The sequence below is a fragment of the Microbacterium sp. PMB16 genome (assembly GCF_051294855.1).
Classification (GTDB): domain Bacteria; phylum Actinomycetota; class Actinomycetes; order Actinomycetales; family Microbacteriaceae; genus Microbacterium.
The window spans coordinates 1,889,918-1,914,322 of the sequence record NZ_CP145908.1 but is presented as its reverse complement, the minus strand read 5'-3'; the positions used below and the strand labels follow the sequence as shown (position 1 = coordinate 1,914,322).

The following is a 24,405-nucleotide window of genomic DNA, read 5'->3' as shown; positions in this document are numbered from 1 at the left end:
CACCGTCGGTCACAGCCGGACCACGGCCGCGACACGATCGCCGAGGCGGATCATGTCGCCGTCGGTCGTCATCACCGGTGTTCCGGCGGCGACGCCGTACTCCGCGCCGTCGCGGATCAGCCCTGACCCGTTGGTGGATCGGCAGTCGGTGATCTCGAGTCCGCCCTCGACGGGCCGCACCAGCATGTGCGTCTTCGACAACGACCTGCTGTCATCGGTCAGGGCGATCGCTCGCGCTCCGGGATGGCCGGCCGCGTCGGGGTTGCGCCCGAGCAGGACGACGTCGGAGATCAGGATGCTCTCGCCCGTGTCGAAACGGAGTCCGAACCGCGGTGCCTGCTGCGGGGCCGCGGGCTGCGGGGCCGCGGGCTGCGGGGCCGCGGCCGGCGGGGCCGGCTGGACGGCGGCAGGTGCGGGAGCCGCGGAGACCGAGGCAGGTGCGGGTGCGAACACCGGGGCAGGTGCGGGAGCCGCAGAGACCGGGGCAGGTGCGGGTGCGAACACCGGCGCAGCCTGCGGCGCGGGTGCCTGCGGGGCGGGTGCTTGCGGCGCGGGCGCTGGTGCCGCCTCCTGCTGCGGGGCCGGCTCCGGCACGACCGGAACAACCGGGAAGGCAGGCGCAGCGGGTGCCTCTCCCTCGGCGACGCGGTATCCGCCGAGGACGGGCTTCCCGGCCTCGATCGGGGTGTTCTCCGTCGGAGTCGCCAGCGACAGACCGATCGATGGACGCTCGTGCGGTTCGTAGGGACGGGCCACGCCCAGCACTCCCGCGCTGACTCGACTGCCCGGTCGATATTCGGGCTGCGCTCCGGGATCGATCGGCGTCGCCAGCGAGGGGAGCGCCGAGCGCTCGGGCGTCGGTTCGGCCTTCACGACCTTGCGCGCCACGCGCATGCGCTTCTCGTCGTACGGGTTCAGGCCGTTGCGCACATCGACGAGCCAGACCTTCGCGGCCTTGTCGTGGAGGCCACGGCCCCGCCCCTCCGGATCGAAAGTCGGGGAGATCAGGAGGAACACCGGGCCCACGAGCGGCAGCACACCTGCGGCGCCGACGATGAGGAACCGCAGCAGCACCGCTCCGACCCCTGGCCGCTCCAGGGTGCGGACGTTCACGCTCCGGATGCCGGCGATGCCCTTGCCGATCGTCCTCCCCTTCCTCCCGTGGAGGACCAGCTGGACGACCAGGTAGATCAGGGTGAACAGCGTGGTCACGGCGGCCATCACCACGGCGAGCACGAAGCCCGGATGGTTGATGAGGCCGTAGGACGAGATCGCTCCGGTCGCCAGCTTGAGCAGGAGCGGCACGGCGCCGAGCCAGAGCGGGAGCTGCAGGACCAGCCAGATGGCGATGTCGTAGGTCGCCGCCAGGAAACGGCGGCCGAACGGGGCGCGCAGCAGTCCGAGGGCGGCGGCGTACGCCGGATCGGGGCGACCCGAGGCGTCAAGCCCCTCGATCGTCTGCTTCTGCTCGTCGATCTCCCAGATCATCAGCCCACACAGCCCACGACCGGCTCGGACACACGCCCGTCGTCCCGCCGCAGCATCACCTGGATGCATGTCTTCCCGGGGTCGGCGGTGTACGTCGCCTCCGGTACATCGGACTGCTGCGGATCGACCTCGCCCGAGACCTGGACGACGTTCCAGATGAACGAGTCGCCTTCCTGGGCATCCTCGTTCACCCAGGTGAACGAGATCTGGTCGCCCGCGCGGGTTCCGGCGAGCTCGGTGACCTTCGGCACGAAGTCGGACACCACGTCCTGCGGCTCCGTCGATTCGGTCGCCTCGGGCTTCGGTATCCCGGCGACCAGCGCGTTGAGCCCGACGATCGTCCCGATGACGACCAGCACCGCGGCGACCGCGGCGAGCGTGATCCACAGCCCCTTGCGACTGCGCGCCGCGGCAGGAGCGGCGCCTCCCGTGGCCGGGTCGGCCGGCGGGGCCATGGGCGGAAGAGTCGGAGGCGGAGCGGATGCCGCGGCGAACGGCGCGACCACCATCGGCGGCCGCAGGATGGTCTTGTCCTCGGCCTCGGGTGCCGGGGCCGAGGGGGCGACGCGCAGCTGGGTCGACTCGTCGACGGCATCCGACGGCCGAGGCGCGTCGAACCGAGGGACATCGGGGAGCGCCATCGCCGGGGTCTTCGGCTGCGTCGTGGCAGACGGTCGGGTGAACGCGGCGACATCCGGGTCGATGCTGACGATCTCCCGCACCCGGGTCAGACCGTCGCCGTCGTCATCCAGATCCTCCGCCGGCGGGTGATCATCGACGATGTCGATCGGCGTGACCGAATGAGACAGTTCGATCTGCACCTTCTGCAGGGCCCGCGCGAAGGCCACGGCGCTCGGGTAACGATCGTCCGGGTTCTTCGACATCGCGCGCTCGAGCACGCGCTGCAGGCTCTCCGGCGAATCGGGTCGCCCGAGCGATGTGAGCGCCGCGCGCTCGATCCGCTCGATCAGATCAGCGCTGGAGTTCCGCTCTCCCGGCCGCTCGAAGGGCGAACGTCCGGCGAGCAGCGTGTACAGGGTGGCGCCGAGCGCCCACACATCGGTGCGCGGACCGCTCTGCGGCACCTCCGCGAACGACTCCGGAGGGGACCACGGGATCGACATGCCCGACGCCTCTCCGGTGGCGCCGGTCGTGGACGCGATTCCGAAGTCGGTGAGCGCGGGACGGTTGTATTCCGTGACGAGGATGTTCGCGGGCTTGATGTCGCGGTGCAGCACACCAGCGCGATGCGCGGTCTCGACCGCCCCCGCCACCTGCACGCCGACCCGCAGCGCCTCAGCGACCGAGAAGGTCTCCTTACGGGCACGCAGCTGCAGGTTCGGGCGCGGGCAGTACTCCATCACGAGGTACGGTCGGCCGTCGCCGGCGACGCCCGCCTGGTAGATCGTGACGATCGCGGGATGCGTCGACAACATCGCCATCACGTTCGCCTCGTCGGCGAACTCCTGGGCGGCGCTGCTGGAGATGCGGTCGGCGAGCAGCACCTTCACGGCGACCCGGCGCCGCGGCATCTCCTGCTCATAGAGGAAGACGTCGGCGAAGCCGCCGGTGCCGAGCGGCGACACGTAGGTGAAGCCGGGAAGCTCCGGCGGCGGTGAGGGGGGACGACTCACGGCAGATCCTCGAAGATGACGGTGACGCCGTCGCCGAGATCGACGACGTCGCCCGAGAGCACGAGCGTCTGCTCGCCCGGGTGCAGACGCATCGGGTCGGCGCCGGGGCGCAGGAGCGTCGATCCATTGGTGGTGTGCAGGTCGATGACCACGACCGTGTCGGCTTCGGGCCTGATCTCGAGGTGGCTGCGCGAGATGTCCTGCTGGGGGCTGTCGACGGCCACCAGGTGCGGAAGGCTCGCGCCGCTGGCTCGCGTCGACCTCGGGCGCCGTCCGATGATCACTGTGCGATCGAGGGCGACGACCTGTCCGGTCGACACCCGGACGCGACCGGTCGCACCCGACTCGCCGGGCGTCACCGGAATCACGGCGGTGGGCGCGTCATTGCCGACCGGCGGCTGCTGACGCAGGGCACGCAGCTCTGCGGCGGAGATCGTCGCTCCGTCATGGTCGCCTTCGGCCGGGATCGCGGTCGCAACGGCAGCGCCGGCGGCCGACGGCACGGAGTGCACGGTGGCACCCCACAGCTGGTCGAAGTCGTCATCCGTGCCCGGCGCGAGCGTGACCTCGGTGGGCAGCATCGTGGCACCGTCGACGGCCGCGGTCGGCTCGGGTTCGACCTCGGGCTCGGGCACGACCTCGGGCTCGATCTCAGGCTCGGGTTCTGCCGCCACCTCGGGCTCGGGCGCTTCGTCGAGCACGGGAGGCTCGGCGGACGCGGGTTCCGGTGCCGCGGACTCGTCGCCCGCCGCCGATTCGTCTTCGCTCGTCGGCAGCGCCTCGATCGTCAGTGCGGGAAGGTCGGCTTCGGCAGTCACGGACGGCTCGGGGACGGATGCGGCCGCCGGCGCGAGCGACCCGAAGACCGCGAGCGCCGGTGCCGGGGCCCCGGTCAGCGAGGCAGCCGATGGTCCTGCTCCGGAGACCTCGACCACGGGAACCGGTCCGAGTGCATCACCGAGTGGCCGGTCATCGCCCGCTTCGAGCTCCGCGCTCACGGCCGCTGCACGCACGACGCCGCTCTGCACGGGCAGCGCCGACGTGCCGTCGGCCTCCTCGATCGTGATCTCGATGCGTGCTGCACCGCCGACGAACCGCTCGCTCCAGGTGGTGACCTCGGCACCGGAGAACTCGTGCGACTCGGTCGCCGTGCTCACGCGAGCCGCGACGCCTCCGCGCAGGGCGATGCGCACATCGGTCCCCTCGGCGACGGCGGCGACGAACGGCGGCAGCGCGGCGAAGGAGCCGCCGCTATACGCACCGCCCGCCTGCGAGGTCAGGACGTCGACGACGGTCGCGAGGGTCTTCTGCTGCGGCATCCGCTCCCACAGGCGTGCCACCACATCGGCCGGCACGTCGGGAGGCAGGGCGACGAGCGCACCGGGGAGCACGATCAGGTACCACTGTCCCGGTCGGTAGATCGTCTGCATCAGCGAACCCCTCCTGCTGCGGCTTCACGCGGACGCGTGTCCATGTCGATGTCCGAGTCCGTCTCGAGGAGCGTTCCGGGCCGCGAAGCGACCGAGACGGCATCCACGATGACGACGGTGATGTTGTCCCTGCCGCCTGCGCCGACCGCGTCGTCGACCAGCATGTCGGCGGCCTTCTGCGGGTCGGGCGTACCCTGCAGCACTTCGCGGATGCGCGCGTCGGACACCTCGGAGGTGAGCCCGTCCGAGCACACCATGATCCGATCCCCGAGCTCTGCCGGGAAGAGCCAGTAGTCCGCGTCGCCCGTGCTGCTGGCGCCGATCGCGCGGGTGATGATGTTGCGGCGACGATCGGTCGCGGCTTCCTCGACCGTGATCTCCCCGGCTTCGATGAGTTCCTGGACCACCGAGTGGTCGACGCTGATCTGCTCCAGCTCACCGTCGGCGAGCCGATACGTGCGGGAGTCGCCGATGTTGACGGCGAGCCAGTAGCCCATGCCGTCGACGGAGGCGATCACGACTCCGCTGAGCGTCGTTCCTGCGCGCCCGTTGCCCGAGGTCGACAGCTCCTCCACCTGGGCGCGGGCCCGCGACAGCGCGAGCCGGACATCGTCGAGCTCGAGCGATGCTCGTCCGACACTGCTGGAGAACTCGGCGATGACCGCTGCGCTCGCGCGCTCGCCCGCCTCGTGGCCTCCCATGCCGTCGGCGACGACGAAGACCGGAGCGCTGGCCAGATGCGCATCCTCGTTCAGCGCGCGCCGCAGACCAGGGTGCGTCGCCGACCCCGTGGAGACGACGAGCCCGGGCCTCATGCGTATCCGCCGATCGTCACGATGCGGTCGCCGATCTCGATGGCATCCCCGAGTCGCACCGGAACGCGCTGGCCGGCCGGACACGCGATCCGCTGGCCATCGCGGACGAGCGTCATACCGTTGGTGGAGTGCCGGTCGAGCACCCAGCCGCCGGACGACTCCGCCGCGGCCTCGAAATGCGTCTTCGAGAGCGAGAGGGTCTCGTCGCGCACCGACACCACGACCGCGCCGTCCTCGGGAGCGGGATTGCGACCGAAGATCGTGCGGCGCGAGACCGACACGCGGGTGCCGTCGTCCCACGTGAACACCAGACGGTGGCCGGGGATGCTGATCCGCGTGTCCTCGATGTCATCTGACCCCGAGGCATCGGAAGCGGCGGGTGCAGGCGGAGCGGCGACGGGCGCGGCCGGCGCAACGGGTGCGGGCGGAACCGTGGGCGCGGGCGGAGCGGTCGGTGCCGCGAACGACGCGACGTCGGAGGGCTTCACGGTCGCATCGAGCTCGCTGCCCGACGGCGCGGGCGTGACCCGAGGCGGCGGCGCGTCCTGCGTGATGCCGGGGACGAATGCGATCAGAGCATCGGCGCCACCCACGGCGGGGCTCTGCGTCACCGGAGCGGCGGCCGCCGGAGCCGGCTGCGCAGGGAACGCCGGTGCGGCCGGGGATGCAAGTGCCGCCGGCTGCCCCGGGAAGGCGGGAGCCGCCGGAGACGCAGGAAACGCCGGAGCGGCGGGAAGCGTCGGCGCGGCGGGGAAAGCAGGAGCGGCGGGCTGCATCGGGAACGCCGGAGCCGGCTGAGCCGTCGGATGCGGGATGCCGGGGATCGCGGGAGCGAGGGGACGAGCGGGCTCGGCTGCCCGGCCGGGCACGATCGGCGCCACGGTCGTCGCGGGCGCTGCCGCCGCCGGCCGAGCCGGTCCGGCCACCCGCGCGTCGAGCATCAGGGAGCCGGCGACCTTGTCGTGCCAGCCCTGGAAACGACCGGAGCCGTCGAACAGCGGCGTGAAGTACCCGACCACGATCGACCCGGCGAGGCCGAAGATGACGTTGCGCAGCAGCGCGCGTCCGAATCCGAGGGGTGCGTCGCTCTGTGCCGAGACCAGTCGCAGCCCCTGCGCGCGCATCCCGATGGATCCCGCGCCGGACTGCATCCAGGTGTAGACGCCGAACCAGCCCAGCAGGAGCAGCGAGACGATCGGGCCGCCGACGACGAGCGTCGACAGCATCCCCTCGAGGCCGCCGGCCAGGGTCGCGGCGACCACGAGGCCGCCGCCGAGGACGACGGCCAGTCCGCCGGCGATGAGGGCGTCGATGAGGTAGCCGATCGCGCGGCGGGAGATCGGCGCGATCTGGGCGAACGCAGGCTGCGTCATGGGGTCTCGCTCTCGGGTGCGACGGGTGTACTCGTGCTGCTGTTCTCGATCGTGCCAGGTTCGCGCCGCACGCGCGCGGTCGCAGCCTCACGGAGCCCCTGAATTCCGGTCGAGATCGCCGAGCCGCTCATGAGCGACCGCAGGCTCAGACGCGCCTTGGTGCGCTTCCAGAAGCCGGCGTCCTTGCCCAGGCCGCCGACGATCTCATCGACCTCGCCCCAGAACGCCTCCACGTCCTCGGGCGTCGGCTCACTGGGTCCGAAGACCTCGGCGTCCGCGCGATCGGCGAGGCCCACGACCTGCGGCACGGCGAGCGTGGCGACCACCGCGGTGGCCTCCTCGATCCGCGTCCCGCCCGGAGAGAGACGTGCGCCGTAGTCGACGGCGCGGTCGGTGAGCTCATCCCAGCCACCGCTGATGCGGTCGGCCGTGCGGGCGGCAGCGCGACGCGCGCGGCGCTTGGCCGCCTTCCACGCGCCGATCACGATGAACGGCGACATCAGGATCGCGAGGATGCCGAGTGAGATCCCACCGATCAGCAGGATCGCACCGATGATGCCGGCCAGGTTGAGGTTCTCATCCTCGGACTCGCGGTCGTCGGGCAGCGTCGGCGGCAGGTCCACCGGCTCCTGCGGCGGGGGCGGCGGCTGCAGCACCTGCGGCTTCGGGTCGACCCGCGGCTTCGTGTTCTGGTCGTTGGGGACCTGGTCCTCGGGCGGCGTCGGGTTGAAGGGGAGCCAGCCCACACCCTCGAAGTTGACCTCGACCCAGGCGTGGATGTTGTCGCCCGTGGCGGTGAAGACCGCTTCGCCCGCCTGCTCCTCGTCGGGGTAGTACCCCATGACGACGCGCACGGGAATCTCGAGCTGGCTGGCCAGCAACGCCATCGCGACGGCGTACTGCTCGTCGTCGCCGATCATCTGGTCGCCGCCGATGAGAGTCGAGATGCGCTCGGCGGTGTGACCTGCGCGCGACAGGACCTCGCCCTCGAGCCCGTGGCTGAAGAAGCCGCCCTCGGAGAGGAAGGTCTCCAGCGCGCGCACCTGCTCGATCGGCGTCTCGGCCCCGGCGACCGTCTCCGCGGCCAGCGAGGTGAGCTCCTCCGGAACGTTGCTCTGCTTCGGCATCGTGACCTTGCCGAACGGCACCTCGGCGAGCTGCTTGTCGTCGAACTCGTTCGGCATCACGGCGTCGACCGTGTACTCGTCGCCCTTCTCGAGCTTCGGGGTCGCGACGGCCGTGCCGGTGGCGGTGTTGACGTACGTGCCGCGGCGCAGCTCCTCTTCGCGGTCGCCGCTGAAACGGATCTCCGACAGCGAGCCCGCCGTCGGCATCCACACGCCGTCGTATTCGTCGACCGCGATCTTGAGCGTGACCGGGATGCCCTCGGCATCCGGCGACATGTTGGAGCGCAGCGGTGAGAACGCGCTCGACGACGTCGGTCCGCCATCGGTGACGTTGTAGACCATGCCGTCGAACTGATCCATCACCGCGGTGCGGATGCGGGCGTCCTTGGGCAGTCCCTGCACAGTGAACAGCGTCTCGTCGACCTCGTCGCGCACGTTCTTGCGGAACGCCTGCAGCGGGCTCGGATAGTCGCGGATGTCGAACGGCGGGATGATCACGTCGCGGAAGACGTGGCGGGGCTCGACGGGCGAGGCGATCGCACTCGTCGCGACACCCGCACCCCCGGCGACTGCCAGCACGGCGACGCCGGCGAGCAGGCGCCGCATGCGCATGTGGCTGGCGCGGGACGGGTCGACCTCGCTGACCGAGACCGCCATGTTCTGCGGCGCCCAGAGCTGACGCAGGGCGAGCCAGGCGATGCTGACCACGGCGAAGACGAGTCCCTGCACGACCGGGAAGGCCGGCTCCGGTGTACCGAGCGCGATGACGAGCATCAGCAGCACACCGGCGGGGATCAGCGCCCAGGCGACCTGCGAGAAGCGGAGGGCGAGGGATGCGGTCAGCGTCGTGACCACGAGCGCCAGCAGGAACGGGACGATGAGGTGGCCGTCGGCCGCCGCGACCGGGGCGACCGTCGTGAGCATCTGCTTCCACGCGGTGACCGGCCCGAGCGCCAGCTTCTGCAGCGTGTCGATCGTCGGGATGACACCGATGATCGCCGTCTGCGGGAGCGCGAGTGCGGCGCCGAAGACGAAGTAGGCGGCGACGGTGAGACCCGTGATGATCAGGATGCCCCAGCGACGCCAGGCGGCCACGGCCGCGATCGCGAGGCCGAGCACGATACCGCCGATGACGGCGGGCAGGAACGACGGACCCGCGAATGTCGGCCAGAAGCCGACGAGGGAGATCGTGACGAGCAGCGCGGTCGCCGCGAGATCGAGACCCCACCGGCGCACGGGGATCGAGGAGGAGGCGGTTGCCGGGACGGCGGGCGCGGTCATGCGAGCACCTTCTGCAGGGCGAGGGGGATCTGTTCGAGCGCTCCGACGGTGACGACGTCGGCCTCGCCGATGCGCCTCAGAGCCGGACCGGTCGCGGTCGTGTCGGCGACGACAGCGAGCACGCGGGCGCCGAAGGGCAGGCGAGAGCACGCGAGGCGCAGATCGTCGGCGCTCACCCGTGGGCCGGTGACCAGCACGACGACGCTCGCGAGAGGAATGGTGGCGGACACGACACCGGCGAGTTCGGCGATGCCGCCCTCGCGCGGCTTGCTGTTCTCGACCGCAGAGAGCGAGTCGAGCAGCTGCTTGCCGGTGCCGGCGGGCAGCTCGCGTCCCTGCACGCGCACGTCCACGCGCTGCGAGTCGCGGAGGGCGCGCAGACCGATGGAACCTGCGGCGGAGACCGCGAGCTCGAAGTCGTCGGCCGTGGCGTAGTCGGCGGCAGAGCGGGACAGCCCGATCACGAAGTGCGACCGACGGGTCTCCTCGAACTGGCGGACCATCATCGTGCCGGTGCGGGCGGTGGACTTCCAGTGCACGTGGCGCAGGTCGTCGCCGGGCTGATATTCCAGGAGGGCGTGGAAAGACACGTCGTCGCGGGACAGGTCGGCGGCGGGCAGGCCCTCCAGGTCGCGCAGGTAGCCGAGCGACTGGCCGTCGAAGAGCACCGTGCGCGGATGCACGAAGAGGTCGACGGGCTCGTCGCGACGATGCGCCCGCTCGAACAGTCCGAGCGGATCGCCGCGCACCACGCTCACCGGCCCGACCTTCACGACACCGCGCTTCTGGGTGGGGATTGCGAAGAGCTCCTCCGCCTCCTCGCCCGGCGCGAGCCGCTGGATGCCGAACTCACCGCGGCCGGATCCGACAGGGAGCACGATGCGCGACGGCAGGATCGCCCTGGTGCCGCGGTTGGCGAGAGTGAGCGCGCCCACCGCGCGCTCGCCCACCACCACGCGCGTGCGCGCGAGGTCGAGCGACACGTCGTAGGCCGTGCGGCCGATCAGGAACAGCGCGCAGAGAGCGACCGTGATCGCGATGACGATCGCGGCGACGGTGAACTCCGACCATCCGGCGATCTGACCGAGGATCCAGAAGAAGACCGCGAGCCCGATCAGCACCCAGGCCAGCGGACGGATCGCCGAGGCGATCAGTCGGAGACGCCCCAGCACGCGCACGCCGACGACGGCCGCGACATCGCGCCATCCGGCATCGCGATCCACCCCGGCGGGGGTCGTCTGGAGAGCCTCCGTGGTCATCAGGCCGCCGTTCGCGCCTGCGGGGCAGCGATCGCGTCGAGAACCCGTGCGATCACCGTGTCACTGCTCGTGCCCGCGAACTCGGCCTCCGCGTCCAGCAGCAGACGGTGCTGCCACACCGGACGAGCGAGCGCCTTGATGTCATCCGGCAGGACGAAGTGACGACCGTGCGCGGCGGCCCAGACCTTGGCGATGCGGATCATCGCGATGGCTCCACGAACGGAGACTCCCAGGCGGATCGCCGAGTCCTTGCGGGTCGCCTCGGAGAGTTCGGCCACGTAGCGGAGCACAGCGGGCTCGACGTGCACGGAGGCGCCGAGGTCGGCCATGTCGGCGACTGCGCTCGTCGTGATGATCGCGCCGAGACCGGCGGACGGATTGCGGTCGGAGGCACCGGCGAGGATGCTCTCGGTGATCGCCAGGTCGGGGTACCCGATCGACGTCTTGATGAGGAAGCGGTCGAGCTGCGCCTCGGGGAGCTTGTAGGTACCGGCCTGCTCGATCGGGTTCTGCGTCGCGATGACGAGGAACGGGCGGCCCGCCTCGTGCGTCACGCCGTCGACCGTCACGCGGGACTCCTCCATGACCTCGAGGAGCGCCGACTGCGTCTTCGGGGAAGCGCGGTTGATCTCATCGGCGAGCACGATCGACGCGAAGATCGGGCCCTTGTGGAACTCGAACCGGTGCGACTGCTGGTCGTAGATCGTCACGCCGGTCACGTCGGACGGGAGCAGGTCGGGCGTGAACTGGATGCGCGCGCTCGTCCCCTGCACGGTCGCCGCCAGCGCCTTCGCCAAGCTCGTCTTGCCGGTGCCGGGCGCGTCTTCGAGGAGCACGTGCCCTTCGGCCAGCATCGACGCGAGCACGAGGCCGACGACCTCGCGCTTGCCCTGCACCGCCTTGTCGATGTTGTCGACGAGACGCTGGAAGGTGCCCTGGAACCAGGCGGCCTGCTCGGGGGTCATTGTCATATCTGTTCTGCCCTCTTCTGTCTGGAAGTTGCTGATCGTCGAAGTCGGAGGCTGCGGCTACCAGCCGCGCTTCTCGTAGGCCTTGCCGTTGATCTCCACCCACACGTTCTCACCGGGGTAGCCGAAGTAGCACCCGAGCTGCGGGCCTCCACCGTTTGCCGGCAGGTTCCTCGTGTAGGTGCCGGATCCGATCTGGCCCTGGTTGGTGGAGTGACAGGTGATGTTGTAGCTTCCGGCGTTGAAATCCTTGGTGTTGACGACGAAGTACGCGCACGAGGCACTGCTGCAATTGGGCTGACCCACTGCGCTGGCCCCGCGGGTGACCCACGCGCGCGGTTCCGGCCTGTTGTCGGTCCTGGCCGAGTCGGACGCGACCGGCGACCAGGTCCCCATCGAGTCCTGGGCCCTGACCCTGATGCTGTGCGTCTGCTCGTACCCGTTGCCGAGCGTCCGCGATCCGCTGGCCGCTGCGTCCTGCCAGCCGTTGCCGATGTCGATCTGCGTCTTCTCGATCGGTCGGCCGTTGTTGGAGGGGCCGGAGTTCCACGAGACCTCGACGCTCGTGCCGAGGTTCCTGGCCCTCGCCGTCGGCGCCGTCGGGTCGCCGTAGGGGATCTCCTGGGCGCCGGCCGATGGCCCACCGGTGTAGCCGACGCCATCGACCGTCGCCACACCGCGCAGCTGGATCGTGTAGCGCTCGCCGTTGGTGAGCCCGCCGATGATGCGGTTGCCGGGGAGGCCCGCCCAGCCACCGTTGTTCAGACGGTACTGGTAGGTCACCTCGTTCTCGCGGGCTCCGTTCCGCGAACCGGGGTTGTACTCCACCGCGATCTGATGGTTTCCGGCCCGAAGCGCGGTGATCTGCGGCGGCGACGGCGCGACCACACCGCGGCGCGGCGCCGACATCGGGCTCCACTCGCCCCAGCCGGCCTTGTTCTCGCCACGGATCCGATACGTGTAGGCCGTCTCCGATGTGGGGACCACAACGGCCTGGCTCGTGGTGCCCGCACCGGGCGTCAGCGTGTTACGGAGTGTGCCGCCCTCCCACACCTCGAGCTGATAGCTCCGGATGGGATCGCCGTTCGGGTTCGGCTGCTGCCAGTTCACCTGCATCTGCGCCTGATCGCCGACGGGAGCGAGCTCTGCCGTCGTCGGAGCGGGGGCGGCGAGCGGCGGACCGGCCGGGATCTCGGAGGCCGACCAGCCGCTCCAGCTCGACGGCTCGGGCGCGCGGTTGTGTGCCTGCACGCGCACCTGGTAGTTGCCGCCGTTCTCCAGACCCTCCCAGGTCATCGAGTTGCCGGTGACCTCCTTCTGCGAGATCCCGGAGGGCGGAGCGGGCGAGATCTCCAGCGTGTACCGCTCGACGGGGGATCCGGGGGTGGTCGGGGTGACCCAGCTGACCTTGAGCGATTTGTCGCCGAACACGAGCTTCGGCGGGTTCGGTGTGTCCGGTCGCGCGTCCGGGCGTGCGACCTGCGACGTCCCCGACGGCTCCGATTCGCCGACCCGGTTCGTCGCGGTCACCTGGAACGTGTACTCCACGTTGTTCGTGAGCCCGTCGAGCGTGCACGTGGTGGACTGGCACTCTTTCGAGTAGGCGCTCCCCTGCACCGACTTCACGGTGTACTTGGTGATCTCGGCGCCGTTGTTCGACGGAGCACCGAACGACACGACCACCGTGCGGTCCTGCACGCTCGTCACCGTCGGCGCACCGGGTGCGTCGGGAACGCCCTGCACCGTGAGGATGATCTGACCTGTCGCCTCGCGATCCGGGTCTTCGGTCGCATCCTGGATCGTGTAGCGCACGACCAGGGTTCCGACGAATTCCTTCGACGGCGTGACGACGACGTCATCGCCCTGCACCTTGGCGCCACCGGAGCCGGTCTCGACGACGGCCGAGGTGATCTTCAGCGGCGTCTCGGGGAACGGGTTGTAGTCGTTCGCGAGGGCGGGGACCGTGACGGCCTGGCCCTGGTCGGCCTCGGCGATGGTGTCGGTGTTGGCCGCGGGCATCGCCCGGTTCGACGCGGTGACCTGCACGAGGACCTGGCCCTCGACGGGTTCGGTCTCGCCGTCGCTGATGCGCAACGTGAGGGTGGTCGCGGTGCCCTTCTTGGCGTTCGAGGACGCCTCGACCAGCAGCTTGTCGTTCTCGACCCGCGCGCTGATGCCCTTGCCCTCGCCGTCGATGACCGTGTAGTCGTGCTCGCCCGCGTCTTCGGGGTCGGGATCGGTGGTGAGGGCCGCGAGGTCGAGCTCCGTCGCGGGCTCTCCGGGCGCGACGTTCATCTCGCTGCCCAGGAACTCCGGCTGCTGGTTCTCGGGAGGAAGCACGTTGATCGGAATGCTGAGGGTCGCCTTGCGCCCCTCAGGGTCATCCGGGCCGGTGCCGTCGGTGACCTCGAAGGTCAGCGAGTCCTGGCCGAAGTAGCCCTTCTCCGAGGTGTAGACCAGCGTCCGCTCGTCTTTGACGAGGTCGGATCCGTCCGACTTGAGGGCGCTGACCTTGGCGTGCTCGGTGATGACGACATCGCCACCGCCGGCCACGATCACGTACTCGGAGAGCGGAACCTCCTCCGTCTCACCGCTGATGACTTCGAGCGGCTTCGTCGAGTTCAGCGTCGGACGCAGCCCGTCCTCCGAGGGGACGAAGATGAAGGCCGACGCCTTCTGGTCATCCTGATCGGTGAGCGTGTAGCGGATCAGCTGCAGCTCGTCGGTGACGGTGACCCGGACCTTGCCGTTCTCCAGCAGCGTTCCGCCGTCGCCGACCTCCACGTCGAGGCGCTCGGTCGTGCCGTCGGGGTCCTCGTCGTTCTCGAGGATGTTGAGATCCGCCGTCAGCGTCTCGTCCTTGAGGTCGACGGGGCGCAGCCGGTCGTCGCGCGCGACGGGAGCCTGCAGCGGCACGTCCTCGTCGACCGTGACCTGCAGCACCGCTGTCGCTGTCGCGCCGCGCGAGTCGGTCACCGTGTACTGCAGAGACGTCTCGAGCGCGGAGTTCGGCGCCTGCACGAGCACGCGGTCGCCCGAGACGCGGGCTTCGAGCTCGCTCGGCACCTCGAGTCCGTCCTTGACGAGTGCGACCTGGTCACCCTCGGGGTCGGAGTCGTTGAGCAGCACCGGCACCGCGATCTCGCGCCCCGGCCGCACGACGACGGCATCCTTCACGGCGTAGGGCGCCTGGTTCACCTGCTCCGCCGGGGCGATTCCGACACGGATCGTCGCGATGCCCTCCTTGCCGAGGCGGTCGCGCACCCGGTACTTGAAGACATCCACCCCCGTCGCGTCATCGAGAGCCTCATAGGTGAAGTAGTTCGGCGCGACCTCGGTGATCCGTCCCTTGGTCGGGTTGGACGCGGTGTCGAGGAGTTCGACGGAGTCGCCGTCGGCGTCGATGCCGTCCAGCGGCACGGCGATGTTGACCTCGGTGCCGGCGAGGGCGCGGGCGACGAGGTCGCGAGGCCGCGGGGCGGCGTTCGTCTCCTCCTCGATCGGGAGGATCTGGATGGTGACGAGTCCCGCCGCCTTCTGCTCTCGAGAATCGACCGCCTCATACGTCACGTAGACGGTCTGGGCCTTGGCGCCGGCCTTGAACCGCACCGAGTCCTGGGAGACGAATGCCTCGCCGGCCTCCGGGTCGACGAGCGGCTCGATGAGCTCGGGCGCGAGGTGGAGTGCATCGTCGCTCGGGTGGGTGTCGTTGTCGAGCACCGGGATGGTGACGACGTCACCGGCCCGGACGTAAGCGGTGTCGGCGGTGGTGACCGGCTGCAGGATCTTCTCGGGCGCCGGGATCGGCACGACCACGACCTCGCCCTCTGCGGACTGCGAGCCGTTGGAGATCCGGTAGCGGATGCGGACCTGCGCCTCCAGCGTGCCCTCGTCGGTGATGCGCAGCGTCTCGTGATTCAGCACCGAGACGCTGACGCCGGTCCCCGGCTCGATCGACACCGACTGGACGACCAGGATGCCACCGCCGGGATCGGTGTCGTTGTTGAGCACGCCGATGAGCACGTCACCGCCCGCGGGCAGCAGCGCCACGTCGCGCACGGCCACCGGAGGGAGCTCCGCGGACGTCGCCTCGGTCACGTCGATACGGACGAGTCCCTCGCCGTTCTCCGGTCCCGCGGTCGCGAGGTACTGCACGTAGTAGACCCCGACGGCCGGAGCGGTGAAGGTGAACGTCTTGTTGGTGAAGTCGGGAGACACGGTGGCGCCCGGCACCTCGTCGACACGGCCGAGCCGCAGCGCCTCGCGTCCGGAGCTGGTGTCGTTCGCCAGCGGGGCGACCGTGACCTGCTCACCGACACGGGTGACCACGTGGTCGGCGTTCGTCTTCGGCTTGGTCGTCCCCGGCGCACGCACGTCGAGCGTGATCGTGGTCGTCGTCACCTCGCCGGCGCCGTCGGCCACCGTGACCTGGAGGTCCTTGCGCCCCTGCATGCTCGCCGTCGCCTTGTACGTGAGCTGACCGTCGGTGCTGAAGTCGACCTCGTCGCCAGGCGCGGCCACGACGTCCTTGAGGTAGATGTCGTCGCCGTCGGGGTCGATCCAGTCGGGGAGGATGTTGTAGGAGACCGTGCCGCCGGATTCGACGGTGAGAGAGGTCTTGCGCTTCGGCTTCGGAGCGCCGTTCTGATCCAGGGGGTGCACGGTCAGCGTGACGGTGGCCGTGTCTTTGCCGCCGCGACCGTCATCGATCTCGTACTGGAACGTGGAGGAGCCGGAGGCTTCCTCCGAGACCGCGATCTGCAGCGATCCGCCGTTGTAGATCGGCTGCACGGTGCCGATCGATGGCTGCGCTTCCGCCATCGCGGCGACCAGGACGTCGCCATCCGGGTCGTTGTCGTTGTCGATCACGGGCAGCAGCGCCGACGCGCCGGGACGCACGCCGAAGGCGTCGTCCTCCGCGATCGGCTTGGTGTTCACCTCGCTGCGCTCCGGGAGGGTCGATTCCACGGTCTCCTCCGTGGAATCCTCCTCGTTCTCGGTCTCGCCCTCGGGCGGGATCAGGTCGCTCCAGTTGTCGACGCGCTGCAGGCTCTCGTTCGCCATCCAGGCCGCACCACCCACGGCGTCGTTCAGGATGATGACGTCGCGGTTCACCCGGAACACCAGACTGGTCGAGTCCTCGGCGCCGTCGATCTCCGCGGTGACATCGTTGGCGTCACCCGGGCACTCGCGCATGAAGATGGCCGACCCGGCCCAGGCGCCGTACGTGCAACCGCGGAGCCACACGGGCGCGGTGGGGGCGCCGCTGCCGCCGGCATCCGTCACGGTGGGTTCGCCGCCGTCCAGGGGTACGCGCACCAGCCCCGTCGCGGTCGCGACCGCCACGGCATCCGTCTCGTCCGATGCCTGCTGGAGCACGGCTTCCGCTGCGTCCGGGATCTCAGTGCGGAACCCGCCAGGGGTCATCACCGCGGCCGACTTCCGGTCGAGCACGACGGGCGTGCGCCCGACGGCGGTGATCGTCGGCTGATCCGCCAGCTCGGCGTCTCCGAGAGAGGACGTGGAAGGATCCTTCGGCTCGCCCTCGTTGTCGACCGGGATCGTGACGACCTCGCGGCGCTCGCTGGACAGCGCGAAGACGGTGCCGTCCTGAGCGACCGCGACATCGGCGTTCTCACCGAGTTCGACGACGGGGTCGGCCACTTCCATCTCGAACGAGGCGATCCCCCGGACAGGCACGACCCACAGGCTGCCGGACTCCGGCTCGAGGATCGCCGCCGTCTGACTGCCCAGGGCGACCTTGGCGCCGCCCGGGATGCCGGCGGAGTCGCCGAGCGACACCCGGGCAGGGTCCACTGCGGTGACCGTCGACGCGCTCTCGTCGACGACGAGGACGTTGGCGGCGGCCTGGAGGATGTCGTAGCTCTCGCTGGTCGTGCGCAGGCCGCCGTCGATCACCGTCGACTCGTGGTTGAAGTGCCCCACGAGCAGGCTCGACGTCTTCGTGATCCAGACGCCGCCGTCGTTCAGGTCGACCTTCGTGGTCGGGAAACCTTCGTAGGTGAACGCCATCGTCGTGATGGCGACCACGCCGACGGTGACGCCGGCCGCAGAGGCCAGCGCCTTCGGGCGCGCACGGAGCCACGACAACGCCTTCATGCTGGTCTCCCCCCAGGCCTCGCATCCCGAACCGCGATCCGCATCGCGCTCATGCGATACGACACCCGTTCATCCTAACTGCGCTGTGACCGGGCTCAAATGGGCAGAGTTGCCCACGGCCCGGCCGCAAGCTACCAGTTGGTCCGCTCGTAGTCTCCGCCGTTGATCGTGACCCAGACCTGCGCACGCCCGCCGTATCCGTGGAAGCAGGTGAGATTGATCGAGCCGTTGGCCGGAATCGCCACCGACCGATAGCTGGAGAACCGGTATCCGCCGGGGGCGTCGCTGTTGCACGACAGGGAGTAGCTGCCCGCCGGGAAGTTCGACAGGTTCACGACGAATCTCGCGCACGTGCCGTCGTTGCACTGCGAATTGCTGACGGCCTGACCGCGCGTGACCCAGGCACGCGGCGCGGGCGGCGGCTGCGACGTCGCCTGCGCGGTGACGCTCTCGGCCGACCACACCCCGCTCGTGTCCCGTGCGCGCGACCGGATCGTGTGCGTCTCGCTGTAGTTGCCTCCCACGTCGACCGTCCCGGACAGCGCGACGTCCTGCCACCCGCCGCCGTCGATGCTGATCTGCGTGAGATTGATCGCGCGGCCGTTCGCCGAGCCGCTGGCGTTCCAGTGCAGGCGCACCTGCGTGGTGAGCGATTCGGCGCTCACTCCCGGCGGGTGCGGGGTTCCGTGCGGATTGCCTCGCGCCGAGTTCGACACGGCGCCCGCATAGGTCGACCCGCTCACCGTCGCGACGGCGCGCACCTGCACCGTGTAGTCGACACCGTTGCCGAGCCCGCCGATGATCCGGTTACCCGGCATGCCGTTCCAGTCGCCGCCGTTGAGCCGGTACTGGTAGCTGATCTCCCCGGACGACGCCCCGCCCCTGGAGCCTGCGTTGAACGCGATCTCGAGGGCTCCGTCACCCTCGGTGACGACGCGAAGACTCGTGGGGGCCCCGGGCGCCACCACACCGCGGCGCGGTGCCGACGGTGCGCTCCACTCGCCCCAGCCGGCTTTGTTGTGCGCGCGGATGCGGTACGTGTACGCGGTCTCCGACGTCTCGACCACGACGGCCTGACTGGTGGCCTGCGGCCCCGGCGTGACTGTGCGGACCGTCTGACCGCCGCGCAGCACCTCGAGCTGGTAGCTGTCGATCGCGTCGCCGTTCTTGTCGGGCGGCGACCAGTTCACCTGCATCTGGGCCTGATCGCCGACGGGCGACAGTTCCTGCGTGGTCGGTGCGGCGGCCGCCAGCGGGGCCGGCCGGAATCTCCGACGACGACCAGCCGCTCCAGCTCGAGGGATCGGGCGCCCGGTTGTGTGCCTGCACGCGGACCTGGTAGTTCGATCCGTTCTCGAGGCCCTCCCAGGTGAGGGAGTTGCCCGTGACCTCCTTCTGGGTGACACCGGACGGCGGCGCCGGAGAGATCTCCAGCGTGTATCTGTCGACCGGTGAACCCGGCGTGGAGGGGGTGACCCAGGCGACCTTCAGCGACTTGTCACCGAAGACGAGGGTCGGCGGGTTCGGGGTGTCCGGCCGGGCGTCCGGACGCGCGATCTCCGACGCGCTGGACGGCTCGGACTCGCCGACGCGGTTCGTCGCCGTCACCTGGAACGTGTACTCCACGTTGTTGGTCAACCCGTCGAGCGTGCAGGTGGTCGACTGGCACTCCTTGGTGTACGCGCCCCCCTTGACCGACTTCACGGTGTATTTCGTGATCTCGGCGCCATTGTTCGACGGTGCGGAGTACGACACGACGACCGTGCGATCCTGCACGCTGGAGACGACGGGAACGCCGGGCGCAGCGGGGACATCCTGCACCGTGACGACGATCTGTCCGTTCACTTCGCGATCGACATCCTGTGTCGCGTCCTGAATGCGGTAGCGCACCACCATGGTACCGACGAAACCCTCGGCCGGCGTGACCGTGACGTCGTTCTCGGTGAACGCGGCCTCGCCGCGCCCCGATTCCGTCACGGCTGCGACGATCTTCAGCGGCGTCTCCGGGAATGGATTGTGGTCGTTCGCGAGCGCGGGCACGGTGATGCTCTCACCCGCATCCGCCTCGGCGATCGTGTCGGTGTTCGCGGTCGGCATCGACCGCGTCGACGCGGTGACCAGTGCCGTGACGATGCCCTCGATCGGTTCGGTCTCTCCGTCGCTGACACGGACGGTGAGCGTGACCGTCGTGCCCTTGACCGCGTTGGACGATGCTTCGACGAACAGCTTGTCGCCCTCGACCCGCGCCGAGATGCCCTTGCCGTCGCCGCCGACGAACGAATAGTCGTGCTCGCCGGCATCCTCCGGATCAGGATCGTCGGTGAGCGCCGCGAGGTCGAGCTCGGTGGCGTCCTCGCCTGGTGCGACGTTGACCTGACCCTGCACGAACGTCGGCTGCTGGTTGTCGGGCGGAAGCACGTTGATCGGGATGCTGAGCGTGGCCTTCCGACCCTCGGGGTCATCGGGCCCGGTGCCGTCGGTGACCTCGAACGTCAGCGAGTCGGGCCCGAAGTATCCCTCTGCCGACGTGTAGACCAGGGTGCGCGGATCGAGCAGCAGGTCGGAGCCGTCGGCCTTGTTCGCGCTGACCTTCGCCTTCTCGGTGATGATCACGTCGCCGCCGCCGGCGACCGTGACGTACTCGGACAGCGGCAGCTTCTTCGTCTCACCGCTGATCACCTCGACCGGCTTCGTCGACGTGAGCGCCGGACGAAGCCCGGCCCGGGAGGGCACGAAGATGAACGCGGAGGCCTGCAACCCGTCGGGATCGGTGAGCGTGTAGCGGATCAGCTGCAGCTCGTCGGTGACGGTGACACGAACGTCGCCGTTCTCGAGGAGGGTGCCTCCCCCGCCGACCTCGACGTCGAGCCGGTCCTTGGTTCCGTCGGGGTCCTCGTCGTTCTTGAGGATCTCGAGGTCGGCCGAGAGGCTCCCGTCCTTCAGGTCTGCCGGCTGGAGGCGGTCGTCGCGTGCGACCGGGGCCTGCAGCGGCACGTCCTCGTCGACGGTGATCTGCAGCGTGGCCGTCGCCGTGGCGCCGCGCGCGTCGCTCACCGTGTACTGCAGAGACGTCTCCATCTCCTGGTTCGGCACGGTCAGGATCACCCGGTCGCCGGAGACCCTGGCCTCGATCTGATCGGGCAGTTCGAGACCGTCCTCCACCAGCGCGAGCTTGTCGCCCTCGGGATCGGAGTCGTTCTCGAGCACCGGCACCGCGATCTCCCGGCCGGGGCGCACGACGACGGCGTCCTTGACGGCGTACGGGGGCTGGTTGATCTGCTCGGCCGGGGCGATCCCGACGCGGATCGTGGCGATGCCCTCCTTGCCGAGGCGGTCGCGGACGCGGTACTTGAACACGTCGACGCCGGCCGAATCGTCGGAGGCCTCATAGGTGAAGTAGTTCGATCCGACAGCTGTGATCCGCCCCTTGCCGGGACTGGAGTCGATGCCGACGAGTTCGACGGAGTCGCCATCGGTGTCGATGCCGTCCAGCGGCACCGCGATGTTGACCTCGCTGCCGGCCAGCGCGCGGGAGGTGAGATCCTGCGGGCGGGGAGCGGCGTTGGTCTCGGCATCGATCGGGAGGATCTGGATCGTGACGAAGCCCGCCGCCTTCTGCTGCCGCGAGTCGAACGCCTCGTAGGTGAGGTACACCGTCTGCGCCTCGTTGCCGGCCTTGAAGCGCACGGCGTCCTGCGACACGAAAGCCTCGCCGTCCTCGGGCTCGACGGTCTCGACGAGTTCCGGCTCGACGTGCAGGACGTCGTCGCTCGGATGCGTGTCGTTGTCGAGCACCGGGATCGTCACGACATCGCCCGCGCGTACGGTCGCCGTATCGGGGTTCGTCACCGGCGGCAGGATCTCCTCGGGCGCGGGGATCGGGATCACCACGACCTCGCCGTCGGCGGACTTCGATCCGTTCGAGATGCGGTACTTGATGCGCACTGGCTCGTCGAGAGCGCCCTGATCGGTGATGCGCAGGGTCTCGTGATTGAGCACCGAGACCGAGATGCCGGTGCCGGGCTCCAGCGTGACCGACTGGACGACGAGGATGCCGCCGGCTGGATCGGTGTCGTTGTTGAGCACACCCAGCAGCACGTCCCCGCCGGTGGGGAGAAGCGCCACGTCTCGCACGGCCACCGGCGGCAGATCGCTCTCGGACTCCGGCATCACATCGATGCGTACGAGCCCTTCCCCGTTCTTGGGCCCGGTGGTCACCTGATACTGCACGTAGTAGACGCCGGTCTTCTCGGCTGTGAACGCGAAAGTCTTGTTCGGGAAGTCCGGGAGGATCGTCGCCCCCGGGGTGTCGAGCACCCGGCTCAACCGCAGCGGCTCGCGACCGGCGCTCGTGTCGTTGACGAGCGGAGCGACCGTGACCTGCTCGCCGGCCCGGGTGATCACATGGTCGGCGTTGGTCTTCGGGTTAGTCGAACCGCGGGGCCGCACGTCGAGCGCGATGGTCGCGGAGCCCACCTCGCCGGAGGCGTCGGCCACCGTGACCTGCACGTCTTTGCGCCCCTGCAGGCTCGCCGTCGCCTTGTAGGTGATCTGGCCGTCCTTGCTGAAGTCGACCTCGTCACCGGGCGCGGGGATGACGTCCTTCAGATAGATGTCGTCGCCGTCGGGGTCGATCCAGTCGGGGAGGATGTTGTACGAGATCGTGCCGCCAGTCTCGACGGCCAGCGCCGTCTTGCGCTTCGACTTCGGCGCGACGTTCTGGTCCCAGTCGCGCACCGTGAGAGTGACCTGCGCGGTGTCCTTGCCCTTGCGTCCGTCGTCGACCTCGTAGATGAAGGTCGCCGACCCCGTGGCCTTCTCGTCGACCGCGATCTGCAACGAGCCGCCGTTGTTGATGGGCTGGACGGTGCCGATAGACGGCTGCTTCTCAGCGAGGGCTGCGACGAGCACGTCGCCATCGGGGTCGTTGTCGTTGTCGAGCACCGGCAGCAGCGTCGTCGCGCCGGGGCGGACGCCGTACTCGTCATCGGTGGCGACCGGCGGATTGTTCTCCTCGCTGCGCTCCGGCAGGGTCGTCTCGATCGTCTCCTCGGTCGAGTCGTCCTCGTTCTCGGTCTCGCCCTCGGGAGGGGTCAGGTCGTTCCAGTTGTCGACGCGCTGCAGGCTCTCGTTGGCCATCCAGGCGGCCCCGCCCACGGCATCGTTGAGGATGATGACATCGCGGTTGACGCGGAACGTCAGGCTGGCCGAGTTCTCCGCACCCTCGATGGGAGCCTTCACATCGTTGGCGTCGCCCGGGCATTCGCGGATGAACGTCGCCGATCCCGCCCACGCGCCGTAGGTGCACCCGCGCAGCCAGACCGGCGCCGCCGCCGCGCCCGATGCTCCCGCCTCGGTCGCCGTCGTCTCGCCGCCATCGAGCGGCACCCGCAGGAGAGCGGTCGGCGTCGCGATGGCGACGGCATCCGACTCCGCGGAAGCGTGCTGCAGCACGGCATCCGCCGCGCCCTCGATCTCGGTGCGGAAACCGCCGGGCGTGGTCACCACGCCGGCAGCCGCGTCGAGCACGACCGGGGTGCGACCGACGACGGTGATGGTCGGGCGCTCGCTCACATCGAGTTCGCCGACGGATGCCGTCGACGGGTCGCCGGGCGTGCCCTCGTTGTCGACGGGGACGGTCACGACCTCGCCGCGCTCGCCGGAGAGCCCGAAAACCGTGCCGTCGGAGGCGACGACGACGTCGGAATCCTTCCCGAGCTCGACCAGCGGCTCCTCGCCCTCGATCTCGAACGAGGCGAGTCCCTGGACCGGCATCACCCAGAGGTCGCCCGACTTCTCGTCGAGGATCGCCGCGGTGTCCTTGCCGAGTGCGACCTTCGCGGTCGCGGGGATCACGGTCGAGTCGCCCAGGGAGACACGGGCCGGGTCGATGGCGGTCACGGTCGATGCGGTGTCATCGACGACGAGCACGTTCGCGGCGTCCTGCAGGATGTCGTAGCTCTCGCTGGCCGTGCGGAGGCCGCCGTCGAGGACGGTCGATTCGTGGTTGAAGTGCCCGACGAGCAGGCTCGATGTCTTGGTGATCCAGACGCCGCCGTCGTTCAGATCGACCTTGGTGGTCGGGAAGCCCTCATACGTGAGAGCCATCGTCGTGAGGGCGATGACGCCCGCGGTGACCCCCGCGGCGGACGCCAGCGTCTTGGGTCGCTCGCGTATCCACGACAAGGCCTTCATACCCGGTTCCCCCCAGGGTCGACACTCTTCAGCTCACGGCCACGAGCCCCACAGGCCGGCGGCGCACTCGTTCATACTAACCGCGACCCGGTATATCGCTCGATGGGCATGTCTGCCCGCCCGCGCGGATCAGGCGCGCCAGCACCCCTCGAGGTGGTCGTCGACCATTCCGGCCGACTGCATCAGGGCGTACATGGTCGTGGGGCCGACGAAGCGGAACCCGCGGCGGCGGAGTTCCTTGCTCAGGGCCGTCGACTCCGGCGTGACCGCGGCGACGTCGGCCATCGATGCGGGGCGGATGCCGGATGCGGCGGGCGCGAACGACCACATCAGCTCGTCGAGTTCACCCTCGCCCATGGTCTGAACGATGCGCGCGTTGCCGATCGTGGCCTCGATCTTCGCTCGGTTGCGGACGATGCCGGCATCCGCCATCAGGCGCTCGACATCGGCCTCGTCGAACTCCGCGACGACGTCCGGCTCGAAACCGGCGAACACCTCGCGGAACCGCGGACGCTTGCGCAGGATCGTGATCCAGGACAGCCCCGCCTGGAACCCCTCCAGCGCCATCTTCTCGAACAGGGCGCGGTCGCCGTGCAGCGCCGTTCCCCACTCCTCATCGTGATAGCGCCGGTACTCGGCGTCGTCGCCGACCCAGAAGCAGCGAGCGCGGGCATCGGGGCCGGTGAGGAGAGAAGTCATATCGCCAACGTATCCG

Annotated in this window: 11 protein-coding genes and 1 pseudogene; all 12 read right to left on the bottom strand. The window is 69.8% G+C overall.

Annotation, left to right across the window (positions count from 1 at the left end):
- Positions 1-9: 9 nt before the first annotated feature.
- Entirely contained in the window at positions 10-1,488 is a 1,479-nt protein-coding gene (locus tag V5D55_RS09100) for an RDD family protein (RefSeq protein ID WP_435749082.1), read from the bottom strand.
- Positions 1,488-3,122: a serine/threonine-protein kinase gene (locus V5D55_RS09095; protein ID WP_435749081.1), complete on the bottom strand. Its 1,635-nt coding sequence runs from the start codon at positions 3,120-3,122 to the stop codon at positions 1,488-1,490. Before V5D55_RS09095 ends, V5D55_RS09100 begins: the two co-directional genes overlap by 1 nt.
- On the bottom strand, positions 3,119-4,552 hold the full coding sequence (locus V5D55_RS09090; protein ID WP_435749080.1) for an FHA domain-containing protein: 1,434 nt from the start codon (positions 4,550-4,552) through the stop codon (positions 3,119-3,121). Before V5D55_RS09090 ends, V5D55_RS09095 begins: the two co-directional genes overlap by 4 nt.
- Entirely contained in the window at positions 4,552-5,367 is an 816-nt protein-coding gene (locus V5D55_RS09085; RefSeq protein ID WP_435749079.1) for a PP2C family protein-serine/threonine phosphatase, read from the bottom strand. Before V5D55_RS09085 ends, V5D55_RS09090 begins: the two co-directional genes overlap by 1 nt.
- Entirely contained in the window at positions 5,364-6,740 is a 1,377-nt protein-coding gene (locus V5D55_RS09080; protein ID WP_435749078.1) for an RDD family protein, read from the bottom strand. Before V5D55_RS09080 ends, V5D55_RS09085 begins: the two co-directional genes overlap by 4 nt.
- On the bottom strand, positions 6,737-9,148 hold the full coding sequence (locus V5D55_RS09075; protein ID WP_435749077.1) for a transglutaminaseTgpA domain-containing protein: 2,412 nt from the start codon (positions 9,146-9,148) through the stop codon (positions 6,737-6,739). The genes V5D55_RS09080 and V5D55_RS09075 overlap by 4 nt, the downstream gene beginning before the upstream one ends.
- Complete coding sequence (locus V5D55_RS09070) at positions 9,145-10,407, bottom strand: DUF58 domain-containing protein (protein ID WP_435749076.1); 1,263 nt, start codon at positions 10,405-10,407, stop codon at positions 9,145-9,147. The genes V5D55_RS09075 and V5D55_RS09070 overlap by 4 nt, the downstream gene beginning before the upstream one ends.
- On the bottom strand, positions 10,407-11,378 hold the full coding sequence (locus V5D55_RS09065) for an AAA family ATPase (protein ID WP_435749075.1): 972 nt from the start codon (positions 11,376-11,378) through the stop codon (positions 10,407-10,409). Before V5D55_RS09065 ends, V5D55_RS09070 begins: the two co-directional genes overlap by 1 nt.
- Positions 11,379-11,435: 57 nt before the next feature.
- Entirely contained in the window at positions 11,436-17,495 is a 6,060-nt protein-coding gene (locus V5D55_RS09060) for an Ig-like domain-containing protein (protein ID WP_435749074.1), read from the bottom strand.
- A 131-nt stretch (positions 17,496-17,626) separates the two neighbouring features.
- Entirely contained in the window at positions 17,627-18,691 is a 1,065-nt protein-coding gene (locus tag V5D55_RS09055) for a fibronectin type III domain-containing protein (protein WP_435749073.1), read from the bottom strand.
- Between the two features lie 172 nt (positions 18,692-18,863).
- Positions 18,864-22,634: pseudogene (locus V5D55_RS09050) on the bottom strand (Ig-like domain-containing protein); the annotation flags it as partial.
- A gap of 1,185 nt (positions 22,635-23,819) precedes the next feature.
- On the bottom strand, positions 23,820-24,389 hold the full coding sequence (locus V5D55_RS09045) for a DNA-3-methyladenine glycosylase I (protein ID WP_435749072.1): 570 nt from the start codon (positions 24,387-24,389) through the stop codon (positions 23,820-23,822).
- Positions 24,390-24,405: the final 16 nt, after the last annotated feature.